The organism is Actinoplanes sp. NBRC 101535 (genome assembly GCF_030269225.1).
In the GTDB taxonomy this organism is placed as follows: Bacteria; Actinomycetota; Actinomycetes; order Mycobacteriales; family Micromonosporaceae; genus Actinoplanes; species Actinoplanes rectilineatus.
The window spans coordinates 1-11,961 of the sequence record NZ_BSSY01000011.1 but is presented as its reverse complement, the minus strand read 5'-3'; the positions used below and the strand labels follow the sequence as shown (position 1 = coordinate 11,961).

The window sequence follows — 11,961 nt, the reverse complement described above, 5'->3', positions numbered from 1 at the left end:
TTCACCGGCTGATCTTGTAGATGTGGTAGGAGTACTCCTCGGCGAACGTATCGATGATGGCACCATTCTCGATGGACACCGTCCGGTCCTCGAAGAGAACGGTCGCGTTCGTCGCGGCGACGCCGCCGGGAAGCGTCAGCCTCTGCTCACCGGTGCCGCCGAACCGGCTCGGCATCGCGAACACGTAGTACGACCCGTCGTGTTCCTTGAGCATGGTGTCCAGCCGCGGGTTGAACCTCCACGCGTACGACTGGGTGTTCAGCACCGGGGCCAGGCCGGTGATCCGCCTGTTCAACTCGGTGACCGCGGGCCGCACCGCCGCGCCGCAGGCGTCCCGCAGCACGTGCTGCGACACGCAGTCGCCACTGAAGTTGTGGTTGAAGTAGAGGATCCCGCGCGCCTCGTGGATCAGTGAATTGACCACCGCGCCGGCGATCTGGTCCCGTGTGATCGTCGGCGCGGTGGCATCCTCGAACGGCCTGCCCACCTCGACGAACGCGTAGATCGGCTGGCGTTTGCCATCCCGAGCGTCAAGCTCGCGCATCCGGTCCATGGTCAGGCCGTAATTGGCGGAACGCCGGCAGGCGTTCTCCGGGACACCGATCGCCGGGCCCTCGGAGGCCGAGTAGCAGACGTTCGGGTCGGTGTACCAGTACACGTCGTTGGAGACGACGGTGGTCCAGTCGTTGACGAACCGGCCGGCCGCGTCGTCGCCCTGCCAGAACACGACGCCCTTGCCGAAGTTCGCATACCGCATCCGGCCGTCGCCGGTGGGCAGCTCGGCGGAGAGGCGTTTCATCACGTCGAAGCCGCAGTCGTACTGCCCGGAGGTGCACGGATGACCCTCGCCGGGATACTTGCCGGTCCAGGTGCCGGTCCCGGCGCCGCCCCACATGTCGACCTCGTCGTTGATGATCCAGGCGGTGGTCTCGTCGCCGGAATCGGCGCGTGCGTCGCCGGTCATCGCGTGCATGCCGTTGCGCTCGATCAGGTCGAGGTCGGAGTCCTTGGTCAGCATCACGTAGGTGTTGAGGCCGACCGCCTTGTCCCTGTCGAGCTCCTCCTGGGTGTAGACACCCTCGTACCACACGCCGATCGGGAAGAAGTCCGGATCGTCCCAGTCCTTCGCCTTGGCGAAGCGCGAGTAGTAGGACGGTCCGCCTTCCCACGCCACCCGTCCCAGTTCCGACATCTCCGAAATTTCAATAGAAGGAGACTCAAAAACGTTGTCGGGTACGTCCGAAGCCCGCGACTGCACGAAGAAAGTCCCCGACGCGACCACCGCGACCCCGGCCACCAGCACCGGAATGATCCTCTTGTCCACGTCAGTCCCTCGGCGACCGCTGCGCCGGGATGCGTCCCCACCCGGACCGCACGTCCCAGGAAGCCGACCGCCGGCGGCGTTCGGCCAGCAGCACCACGGCCACGTAGACCACCGCCGCCGGGCCGAGCCACGGCCGCCGCAGCACCACGTCACGCAGCCACGACGTGGCGTCCGGCTCCGGCGCGACGAGCGCGACCCCCGCGGGGGCCGACTGCCGGAACCGCTGGAACTCCGCGTTGCCGTCCCGCGCCCGCGCGACCCGCCGGACCAGCTCGTCGAGCGTCCGCGGTGCCACCACCCGCACCGGCACCCCGATCTCGGCCTTCTCCCCCGGGGCCACCACGGCGTCCAGGAACATGTCGTCCGCCGTCAGGTCGGGGAACCCGGCGAACCGGGACCGGGCCCGCGTGCTCACCGCGATCACCCCGCGCCCGAACAGCCGCCCCCGGAAGACCGGCAGGCGGGAGTTGATCGCGTAGAAGGCCCGCACCGGCCAGGTGCTCCCGGAGGTGTCGACGGCCGGGCGCGGCACCGCCGCCTCGATCCCCGGCTCGGCCACCGCCGCGGCCAGGTCCCGCAGCAGCGCCGGGCGGGCCGGCACGTCGGCGTCGAGATAGATCCGCACGTCGCCGGTGGCGACCGCGTCGGCCGCGTTGAGCGCCGCGGTCTTGGACGCCGCGGCGACCTCCACGACCCGCGCCCCGCAGGCGCGGGCGACCTCCGCGGTCCGGTCGGTGCAGCCGTTGGCGGCCACGACGATCTCCAGGTCAGCGTCCTCCGTCAATGCGTTCACGGCGGCGGCGATGCCCGCCTCCTCGTTGAAAGCCGGGATGATGACGCTAATTCGCACGTCGTGATGCTTTCGCGGGAGCAAGGCCGGGACAACCGGTCGAAAGGACGAGGAAGTATCGCTTTGTTGACAGGCTTCGCGGCCGATAGTGCCCTTGTCCACATCGGATTGCACGCTAAGTTGCAAGATGTGAAGGCGTCTCGGGAGAAGCCTGCCCAGCAGCGAAATCGCATCCTACTAGCCGGTGTCCACTTTGATCGCATCACCGAACCCGAGGTAATTGATCAAGTGACGGGCAGCTGGCGGGCGGGTAACGGCGGGCAAATCATCACCCCCAATGTGGACATTCTGCATCGAGTGGTGCGAGATGCTGATTCACGCCGTCATGTGACATCGTCGTCAATCGTTGTCGCGGACGGAAAGCCACTGGTCTGGGCGAGCCGGATCGCCGGCACTCCCCTGCCGGCCCGGGTCGCCGGCTCCGACCTGATCTGGAGCCTCTCCGCGGCCGCCGCCGGTGCCGGGCGTTCCGTCTTCCTGCTGGGAGGCGAGCCCGGCACCGCCACGCGGGCCGACCACGCGCTGCGCGCCCGCTTCCCCGGCATCCGGATCGCCGGCCACCTGAGCCCGCCGTTCGGCTTCGACACCGACCCCGGCGGGTTCCAGCAGGTCTGCGACACGGTCACCGCGGCCGCCCCGGACCTGGTCTTCGTCGGCCTCGGCTTCCCGAAACAGGAGCGGGTCATCGCCCGGCTGCGCCCGCTGCTCCCGCGGACCTGGTTCCTGGGCTGCGGCGCGGCGATCGGCTTCGTCGCCGGCGTGCACTCGCGGGCCCCCGGCTGGATGCAGCGCACCGGCCTCGAGTGGGTGCACCGCCTCGCCGGAGAACCTCGCCGGCTGATGCGCCGCTACCTGATCGACGACGCCCCGTTCGCGCTGCGCCTGCTCGCCGGCAGCGCCCTCGACCGTCTCCACACCCGAAAGGCCACCCCGTGACCCGCCCCGACATCTCGGTCGTCATCGTCTCGTACAACACCAGCGAGCTCACCCGCCGCTGCCTGCGGGAGCTCGACGCGAGTCGTACCCCCGATGTCGCCTTCGACGTGACAGTGGTCGACAACGCGTCGGCCGACGGATCGGCGGACGCCATCGCCGGCGAGTTCCCGGGTGTGCGCCTGATCCGGCTGCCGGAGAACGTCGGGTGGGGCCGCGCGATCAACCGCGGCGCGGTCGCCACCGACGGCACCCACCTGCTGTTCCTCAACCCGGACACGGCGCCGGTCGGCAACCCGGTCGCCGAACTGGGCCGGTTCGCCCGCAAGCACTCGCGGCACGGCCTCTACACCGGCCGCACGCTGCACCCCGACGGCACCGACGACATGTTCTGCGCCTGGGGTCTGCCCACCCTGCGGGGATACCTCGGATTCGCGACCGGCCTGTCGACGCTCTTCCCGCGCAGCGCGCTGACCAACCCCGAGGGCCTTCCCGGGTACGATCGGCGCAGCGTGCGCGTGGTCCCCGCGGTGTCCGGCTGCTGCATGCTGATCCAGCGCAAACTCTTCGAACGCCTGGGCGGCTTCGACCCGCAGTTCTTCCTGTACAGCGACGACATCGACCTCTGCACCCGGGCGGCCGAGCTGGGCGCACGCCCGGTCGTCGTCCCGCAGGCCACCGTGATCCACGTGGGGGGCGCGTCCTCCAGTTCCTCCGGCCAGCGGCTGAAGATCCTGCGCGGCAAGTCCACGTACGTCCGGCGGCACTGGACCCCGTGGCGGGCCCGCACCGCTATCACCCTGATGGCGGCCGGCGTCGCCCTCCGCGCCTTCGGGCAGGCCCTCCGCGGCCGGGGCCGCGACCGCGCCGTCGACTGGCCGTCGATCTGGCGCGACCGCGACGTGTGGTCGCAGGGCTGGCCGCCGGTCGACGAGCCGCGCCCGCCGCTGTCACCCCTGACCGCCCAGAGCCTCCTGCCGGGCAGCCGCTAAACGCTCGCCCGGTCGTAGAACGCGGCCAGCTCGTGCGGGTTCTTCGTGTAGACGTCGATCTTGCGGATCGTGCCGTCCACGACCTCGTGGATCTCGACCATGGTCAACGGGAACTGCTCACGGGTGGTGTGGGCGGTGAGCGTCCCGGTCAGCGTGCCGACCACACCGGCCGGGCCCTCGAACACGTCGGCGGCGGTGATGGCGACCTCGGCGTACCCCATCATCGCGCCCAGGATCGCCTGCACGAACACGTCGCGTCCCCGGTGCACACCGCCGTAGGGGAGCTGCGCCGGCTCGTCGACGATCACGTCCGGGTCGAGCCGCTCCAGCAGGCCCGGCACGTCGCCCTGGGCCAGCGCGCCGTACAGCTCACGGACGACATCGGCGGGGCTTGCGATCTGGTTGCTCATGGTGAAGTGCCTTTCGTCGGGCCCCGGTGATCGGGACAGGCACCATGCAACGGCAACCGGCGGCGACCGGGGAGCCTCTGCCACGAGGGGTACCGGCAGGGACCCCCCACCCGCGCGGGGCGCGCCTATTCTTTGATCATGGACAACCGGGACGCGGCCAGCGCCTTCCTCCGTTCCCGGCGTGACCGGGTCACCCCCGAGCGGGCGGGTCTGCCGGTCTACGGCCGGCGGCAGGTGCCCGGGCTGCGCCGGGGTGAGGTGGCCACGCTGGCCGGGGTGAGCGTCGAGTACTACACGCGCCTGGAACGCGGCAACCTGCAGGGCGTCTCGGACAGCGTGCTGGACGCCCTCGCCCGGGCGCTGCGGCTGGACGCCACCGAGCGGATGTACCTGTACGACCTGGCCCGCGCCGCCGGCCCGGGCGCCAGGAGACAGGCCGGTCAGCGGGCGGCCCGGCCGGCGGTACGGCCGAGCGTGGCCCGGATCGTCGACGGCATGCCGGGGATGGCCGCCTACGTGATGAACAACCGCCTCGACATGCTGGTCGCGAACCCGCTGGGCCGGGCCCTCTACGCGGAGATGTTCGCCGACCCGGCCTGCGGGGCGAACGTCGCCCGGTTCGGGTTCCTGCACCCCGCTGCCCGGCGGTTCTTCACCGACTGGGACCTGATGGCCCGGTTCGCGGTGGGCGCGCTGCGCGTCGAGGCGGCCCGCAACCCGTACGACCGGGACCTGTCGAACCTGATCGGTGAGCTGTCCACCCGCAGCGACGTGTTCCGCGTGCTCTGGGGATCGCAGGACGTGCACGTCTTCCGGGAGAGCACCAAACGCCTCACCCATCCCCTGGTCGGCGACCTGGAACTCGACCAGGAGACGATGACCCTGCCGGACGACAGCGGCCTGCAGCTGTGCGTCTACAGCGCGGCCCCCGGCACCGCCGCCGACGACAGCCTGAAACTGCTCGCCAGCTGGTCCGCCCCGGCCGCCCCCGCCGCCCCGGCCGCCTCAGTACGCCCCGGAGCTGCGGACGACGGCGCTCGCGGTGCGGGCCAGGATCGCGAGGTCCATGGCGAGTGACCAGTTCTCCACATAGGTGAGGTCGAGCCGGATCGACTCCTCCCAGCTCAGGTCGGAGCGTCCGGACACCTGCCACAGGCCGGTCAGTCCGGGTTTGACCACCAGCCGGCGCAGCATGTCCGACGGATAACCGGCCACCTCGCGGGCCAGTGGCGGCCGTGGGCCGACCAGTGACATGTCGCCCTTCAGCACGTTGACCAGCTGCGGCAGTTCGTCGAGGGAGAACCGGCGCAGCCACTGGCCGACCGGTGTGACCCGCGGGTCCTTGCGCATCTTGAACAGTTCGCCGTCGGTCTCGTTGAGGTTGCGCAGTTCGGTCAGCCGGGCCTCGGCGTTGACGACCATGGTGCGGAACTTGTAGAGCGTGAACGGCCGTCCGTCCTTGCCCACCCGTTCCTGACGGAAGATCACCTGTCCGCCTCCCAGTGCGACCAGTGTCGCGACCACGGCCAGCAGCGGTGAGCTGAGGGTCAGCAGGATCAGTGCGCCGATCCGGTCGAAGGCCGCTTTGATCAGGCGGGCGCTGCCCTTGAGGCGGGGATGTTCGACGTGCAGCATCGGCAGGCCGTCGACCGGGCGGATGGTGGTGCGGTCCCCGGCGACGTCGACCAGGGTGCTGGCGACGATCAGGTCGATGTCGTCGCGCTCGAGTTCCCAGGCGAGGCGGCGCAGGGCGGCGCCGTCGATCTCCGGGCAGGAGAGCACCACCACGGTGTCCGCGCCGGAGCGCCCGACGGCGGTGCCGACCGTGTCGAAGGTGCCGTAGACCGGGGGCATGCCCGGAACGAAATCGGTCCGGCCGGGCCCGGGCGGCAGGCACGCGCCGATCACCCCGAGGCCGTGGTACCGCTCCCGGCGCAACCTGCGGGTCATGTCCGCGACGGCGTTCTCGTGGCCCACCAGAATGACCCGCTGGAGGCGGTTGCCGCTCGCCCAGGAACGGTGCAGGCGCTGCCGGAACACATATCGCGCCCCGATGCCGACGGCGACGGCCAGCGGCATCGCGATGAGCACGTATCCCCGCGCCAAACGCAGGTCGAACCCGAAGGAAACAATAGCGATGAGAGCGGTGAGCGCCAATCCGGCACGAAATACCCGGGCATACTCGTCGGTTCCGACGAACAGGTGCCGCGGCTCGTAGGCGCGATTCACGGCGAGGCACGCCATCCACGCGACCGGGAACAGGAACGTGAGGAGCAGGTAGCCCGGCAGGTGGGGTCCCGCCCCCGCGGGTCCGAAGCGCAGGATCAGCGCCCAGGACGCGGCGGAGAAGCCGACCGTGAAATCGAGCAGGTAGAGGGTCAGGGAGTACCGGCTCTGCCAGCCGATACGGGTCCCGGGTGCCCGGTTGGGTTCCTTGAGTCGCTGTGCCGCTTCGCTGAGGTCGACCGTCGAGACGGAGTCGATCGTCTGCACGCCTGTGCCCCCACAGTATTTGCTGCGATCAATGCGTTTGTCCGTTTTAACCGACATGACGGACCATGATCCCGTCGCAGAAACACGCGGGACATGAAACAGAGTGCACACGCTCCCACACGGACCGCTACAGCTTTCCGATCGACAGGAATGACGATTCGGTGGATGGGGGCCTCAGTTGACTGTCCTCATCGGACAGCAGTCTTTATCGTGCCTGTTGGCGGGCGGTCAACAGGCCAGGAGTCACGATTGACTGTCGCCAATCAGACGAATTTGCTTTCGACATAACTGTTGCAGGCCTCGAAACTCGGCAGCAGGCCCGCCGCGCGCGCCTGCGCCAGCGTCGGGGCCGACTCATCCTTCCCGGACAGCAGCGGCACCGCCGGCCAGGTGATACCCAGCTCCGGATCGAGCGGATGGATGCCGTGCTCGTGGCCGGGACGGTAGGTCGACGAGCACAGGTACGCCACCGTCGCCCCCTCGGTCAGCGCGCAGAAGGCGTGCCCCAGCCCCTCGGCCAGATACACCGCCCGCCGGTCGGTGTCGTCGAGCGTCACCGCCTCCCACAGGCCGAACGTGGGCGAGCCGACCCGGATGTCCACCACCACGTCGAGCACCGCGCCGCTCACACACGTCACGTACTTCGCCTGACCGGGCGGCACGTCGGCGAAGTGCACACCGCGCACCACGTCCCGGGCCGAGGTGGACAGGTTCGCCTGCGCCAGGTCGAGCGGATGGCCGACGGCCGCGGCCAGATGGTCGAAGCGGTACCACTCCAGGAACGAGCCCCGGGCGTCACCGTGCTGCACCGGGGTGACCTCGAAGGAACCGGCGATGCCGAGCGGACGGATCTTCATCGCAGGCCACCGTCCAGCAGGCGCAGCAGGTAGTCCCCGTAACCGCTCTTGCGCAACGGTCCGGCCAGGTCACGCAGGTGCTCGTCGCCGATCAGGCCGAGCCGCCAGACCGCCTCCTCGACACAGCCGATCTTCAAGCCCTGCCGCTCCTCGATCACCCGCACGTATTCCGAGGCCTGCACCATCGACTGGAACGTCCCGGTGTCCAGCCACACCGTGCCCCGGTCCAGGACGGTCACGCCGAGCCGGCCCTGCCGCCGATACTCCTCGTTCACCGCGGTGATCTCCAGTTCGCCGCGCGCGCTGGGCTCCAGCTTCTCCACGATCCGCACCACGTCGGCGTCGTAGAAGTACAGGCCCGGGACGACATAGGTGGACTTCGGCCGCTCCGGCTTCTCCTCGATCGACAGCACCCGGCCGCCGGCGTCGAACTCGACCACGCCGTACCGCTCCGGGTCGGCCACCGGGTACGCGAACACCCGGCCACCGGCCGGCTCCCGGAACCGGGACAACTGCCGGCCCAGACCCGTACCGTGGAAGATGTTGTCGCCCAGGATCAGCGCGACCGGCTCGTCCCCGATGAACTCCGCACCGATCCGGAACGCCTGCGCGATGCCCTCCGGGCGGGGCTGCGACGCGTACTCCAGACGCAGGCCGAGGCGGCTCCCGTCGCCCAGCAGGCGCTGGAACTGCGGCTGGTCCTCCGGTGTCGTGATCACCAGGATCTCCCTGATCCCGGCGGATATCAGCGTGGTCAGCGGATAGTAGATCATCGGCTTGTCGAAAATCGGCATGAGCTGTTTCGACATGGCCATCGTGATCGGCCACAGTCGCGAGCCGGTGCCACCGGCGAGCAGGATTCCACGCACCAGAGGAGACTAAACAGATCACGACGTTCGTCTACACTCGACACCCGTGCGGATTTTCGTGACCGGCGGCGCCGGCTTCATCGGTTCAGCCTACGTCCGGGCTCTCCTGCAGGACGAATACCCCGGCGCGCCCGGGGCCGACGTGACCGTTCTGGATCTGTTGTCCTATTCCGGAAATCGCGCGAACCTTCCCGCGGAGAATTCTCGGCTGACCTTCGTCGAAGGCGACATATCCGATGCGGGATTACTCCGGGAGATCCTCCCGGGACATGACGCGATAGTCCATTTCGCGGCGGAATCGCACGTCGACCGGTCGATTGCCGGGGCCGTCCCCTTCGTCGCCACCAACGTCCTCGGCACCCAGGTCCTCCTGGACGCCGCCCGCGACGTCGGCGTCCCCCGCTTCGTGCACGTCTCCACCGACGAGGTCTACGGCTCCATCGCCGACGGCTCGTGGACCGAGTCGTGGCCGCTCTCGCCCAACTCGCCGTACGCGGCCTCCAAAGCCGGCTCCGACCTGCTCGCCCTCGCCGCCCACCGCACCCACGGCATGGACGTCGTCGTCACCCGATGCTCCAACAACTACGGCCCGCACCAGTTCCCGGAGAAGGTCATCCCGCTCTTCGTCACCAACCTGCTGGACGGCAAGCCGGTCCCGCTCTACGGCGACGGCGGCAACATCCGCGACTGGCTGCACGTCGACGACCACTGCCGCGGCATCCAGCTCGTCCTGGAGAAGGGCGCGGCCGGCGAGGTCTACCACATCGGCGGCGGCACCGAGCTGAGCAACAAGGAGCTGACCGGGCGTCTCCTGGAGGCGTGCGGCGCGGGCTGGGAGATGGTCCGCCCGGTCGGCGACCGCCTGGGTCACGACCGGCGCTACTCCCTCGACATTTCCAAGATCAAGACCACGTTGGGGTACGCGCCGCGGGTCCCGCTGGAACAGGGACTCGCCGGCACCGTCCAGTGGTACCGCGACAACCGCCCGTGGTGGGAACCGCTGAAGGCCCGGGCCGGCCTCTGATGCGCTGGCTGATCACCGGCGCGGGCGGGATGCTGGGCCGCGACCTCCACGCAGTCCTCGGCTCCCCCACCCCCACATCCCCCACTCCCACATCCCCCACTCCCACATCCGCCGCCCCCACATCCCCCACTCCCACATCCGCCGCCCCCACATCCGCCACCTCCACGGACAGCCGGCTCGAGGTGATCGCGACGACGCGGGCCGAACTGGACATCACCGACCCCGCAGCCGTCCGCGACGCCGTCGCCGGAGCGGACGTCGTGTTCAACACGGCCGCCTGGACCGACGTGGACGGCGCCGAGACCTCCCCCGGGGCCGCCGCCGCGGTCAACGCCGAAGCCGTCCGGGTCCTCGCCGCCGCGGCCGGCCCCCGCCTGATCCACTTCTCCACCGACTACGTCTTCGACGGCACCGCCACCAGCCCGTACGCCGAGGACACGCCCTACGCGCCGGTCAACGCGTACGGCAGGACGAAAGCGGCGGGTGAGCGGGCGGTCCTGGCCGCCGGCGGGTACGTGATCCGCACCGCCTGGCTCTACGGCGCACACGGACCGAACTTCGTCCGCACCATGCTCCGCCTGGCCGCCGAGCGCGACACCCTGACCGTGGTCAACGACCAGCAGGGGCAGCCCACCTGGTCCTACGCCCTCGCCCAGCAGTCGGTGGCGCTGGCACACGCCGCCCTGGCCGATCGCGCCCCCGCCGGCGCCTATCACGGCACGGCCGCCGGGTCGACCACGTGGCACGGGCTGGCCCAGGCGGTCTTCACCGAGGCGGGCCTCGACCCGGCCCGCGTCCTCCCGACGACCAGCGACCGGTTCCCACGGCCGGCTCCCCGCCCGTCCTACAGCGTGCTGGGTCACGACCGCTGGTCGACCACGCCGGTGTCGCCGCTCCCGCACTGGCGAACCATGCTCAAGGAGGCCTTCCCCACCCTCCGCCCCTGACCCTCGACGCCCCAGACCCCACCCAGCCGTATACGACGGTCGAACCCATACCCCGAGCCAGCCACGCCCGACGGCTCAGCCCCACCAGCCGTCCCCCACGGCTCCACCCAGACGCCAACTCAGCCCTGGACGACGGCTCAGCCCCACCAGCCGTGCTCCACGGCTCCACCCAGACGCCAACCCAGCCCTGGACGACGGCCCAGACCAGCCAGCCGTCCCCCACGGCTCCTTCCGGACGCCAACTCAGCCCTGGACGACGGCCGGGACGAGCCCAATACCACTTAAACGGAAGTTGATCATGAACGTGACCGTCGACTCGGCTGCGGATGCGATCACGCCTGACGGGCGCCGCCTCCGGTCGCCTCGTGCGTCGGCGCCGTTCAGCCACTCGCGGCCTCCCCCCAAGCCGTCGCCGAGATCGGAAGAGGCCGAGTGACGTTCCGAACACCCCGGCCGTCGCCCACGGTCCACCCGAGATCCGAAAACAACCGCGGGAGCCGGCCGGAGTAGCCGAAGCGACCACAGGCAACGGCCGCGGCAACCGAAGCAACCACAGGCGACGGCCGGGTGCCCCCGAGCCGTCGCCGACGGCTGATTCCCACCCTCCTGAACAGCCGCAGCCGACGGCTCAACCGACCCGGCCGTCAGCTGCGGTCCATCCGCGAGCCGAAAACAACCGTGAGCGACGGCCGGCAATCGCACCATGCCACCCAGCTTCAAGTTGACCTTGGACGTGACCCCGCACTGCGACAAACGACTGAGCCGCGCTGATGCGACCACCACCACCGCCGAGGATCGCCACGGCGAAGGGATCGCATAGGCACTGGTCACGGCGTTGATCAACTTTAACTAAACGGCATTGAGGAAAAGCCAGACATGTTTCGTGGTCAGGGCGCGAAGCCCATCCGCATGGTGACTTCGGGCGCGCTGGCCGCCCGAAGTCACCACACCCGTGGCGGTGTGGTGAATACGGGCGCGCTGGACGCCCCAATTCACCACACCCCTGGTGGTGTGGTGAATACGGGCGCGCTGGACGCCCGAAATCACCACGCTGTTGTGGGTGTGGTGAATACGGGCGTACTGAGCGCCCGAAATCACCACAGAGGCAGACCCTGACTGCGAAAGATGTCTAGCCGCAACGCCGTTCAGTTAGGCGGATGGCTCATGCGTCAAGGCTCGTCGGTGACGACGTTGATGCTGGTGGTGGCCTTGTAGGTGTGGCGGTCGATGTTCGGTCCGCGGGCCTGGTATTTGGAGTTCGA

At 69.6% G+C, this 11,961-nt stretch carries 11 protein-coding genes; 5 read left to right on the top strand and 6 right to left on the bottom strand.

Going from position 1 to position 11,961, the window contains the following annotated elements:
- Position 1: 1 nt before the first annotated feature.
- Together QSK32_RS27900 and QSK32_RS27895 are read right to left on the bottom strand one after the other, a co-directional pair.
- The gene (locus QSK32_RS27900) at positions 2 to 1,324 is read right to left on the bottom strand and encodes a hypothetical protein (RefSeq protein WP_157411476.1); all 1,323 of its coding nucleotides are present in this window, start codon (positions 1,322 to 1,324) and stop codon (positions 2 to 4) included.
- Between the two features lies 1 nt (position 1,325).
- Positions 1,326 to 2,174 (bottom strand): glycosyltransferase family 2 protein, encoded by an 849-nt coding sequence (locus tag QSK32_RS27895; RefSeq protein WP_052721105.1) that lies wholly within the window; start codon positions 2,172 to 2,174, stop codon positions 1,326 to 1,328.
- 6 nt (positions 2,175 to 2,180) lie between these two features.
- Here QSK32_RS27895 and QSK32_RS27890 point away from each other — a divergent pair, with 6 nt between their 5' ends.
- Positions 2,181 to 3,110: a WecB/TagA/CpsF family glycosyltransferase gene (locus QSK32_RS27890; protein WP_502872566.1), complete on the top strand. Its 930-nt coding sequence runs from the start codon at positions 2,181 to 2,183 to the stop codon at positions 3,108 to 3,110.
- Positions 3,107 to 4,099 carry a glycosyltransferase family 2 protein gene (locus QSK32_RS27885; protein ID WP_285473580.1) on the top strand — a complete coding sequence of 331 codons (993 nt, stop codon included), beginning with the start codon at positions 3,107 to 3,109 and terminating at the stop codon, positions 4,097 to 4,099. Before QSK32_RS27890 ends, QSK32_RS27885 begins: the two co-directional genes overlap by 4 nt.
- Here QSK32_RS27885 and QSK32_RS27880 read toward each other — a convergent pair.
- Positions 4,096 to 4,509: a nuclear transport factor 2 family protein gene (locus QSK32_RS27880; RefSeq protein WP_285473579.1), complete on the bottom strand. Its 414-nt coding sequence runs from the start codon at positions 4,507 to 4,509 to the stop codon at positions 4,096 to 4,098. The two genes, QSK32_RS27885 and QSK32_RS27880, sit on opposite strands and share 4 nt — an antisense overlap.
- A gap of 138 nt (positions 4,510 to 4,647) precedes the next feature.
- On the opposite strand from QSK32_RS27880, the gene QSK32_RS27875 reads away from it, so the two are divergent.
- On the top strand, positions 4,648 to 5,586 hold the full coding sequence (locus tag QSK32_RS27875) for a helix-turn-helix domain-containing protein (RefSeq protein ID WP_045747041.1): 939 nt from the start codon (positions 4,648 to 4,650) through the stop codon (positions 5,584 to 5,586).
- Here the strand turns inward: QSK32_RS27875 and QSK32_RS27870 are convergent.
- From QSK32_RS27870 to rfbA, 3 genes are all read right to left on the bottom strand, one after another.
- Positions 5,515 to 7,002 carry a sugar transferase gene (locus QSK32_RS27870; protein ID WP_045747040.1) on the bottom strand — a complete coding sequence of 496 codons (1,488 nt, stop codon included), beginning with the start codon at positions 7,000 to 7,002 and terminating at the stop codon, positions 5,515 to 5,517. The two genes, QSK32_RS27875 and QSK32_RS27870, sit on opposite strands and share 72 nt — an antisense overlap.
- A 263-nt stretch (positions 7,003 to 7,265) precedes the next feature.
- A complete protein-coding gene (locus QSK32_RS27865; RefSeq protein WP_285473578.1) occupies positions 7,266 to 7,859 on the bottom strand; it encodes a dTDP-4-dehydrorhamnose 3,5-epimerase family protein in 594 nt (197 codons plus the stop codon).
- A complete protein-coding gene (rfbA, locus tag QSK32_RS27860) occupies positions 7,856 to 8,728 on the bottom strand; it encodes a glucose-1-phosphate thymidylyltransferase RfbA (protein ID WP_045747038.1) in 873 nt (290 codons plus the stop codon). The genes QSK32_RS27865 and rfbA overlap by 4 nt, the downstream gene beginning before the upstream one ends.
- Before the next feature lie 46 nt (positions 8,729 to 8,774).
- Here rfbA and rfbB point away from each other — a divergent pair, with 46 nt between their 5' ends.
- Together rfbB and rfbD are read left to right on the top strand one after the other, a co-directional pair.
- On the top strand, positions 8,775 to 9,752 hold the full coding sequence (gene rfbB, locus QSK32_RS27855; RefSeq protein WP_285473577.1) for a dTDP-glucose 4,6-dehydratase: 978 nt from the start codon (positions 8,775 to 8,777) through the stop codon (positions 9,750 to 9,752).
- The gene (rfbD, locus tag QSK32_RS27850; RefSeq protein WP_285473576.1) at positions 9,752 to 10,699 is read left to right on the top strand and encodes a dTDP-4-dehydrorhamnose reductase; all 948 of its coding nucleotides are present in this window, start codon (positions 9,752 to 9,754) and stop codon (positions 10,697 to 10,699) included. Before rfbB ends, rfbD begins: the two co-directional genes overlap by 1 nt.
- Positions 10,700 to 11,961 lie beyond the last annotated feature (1,262 nt).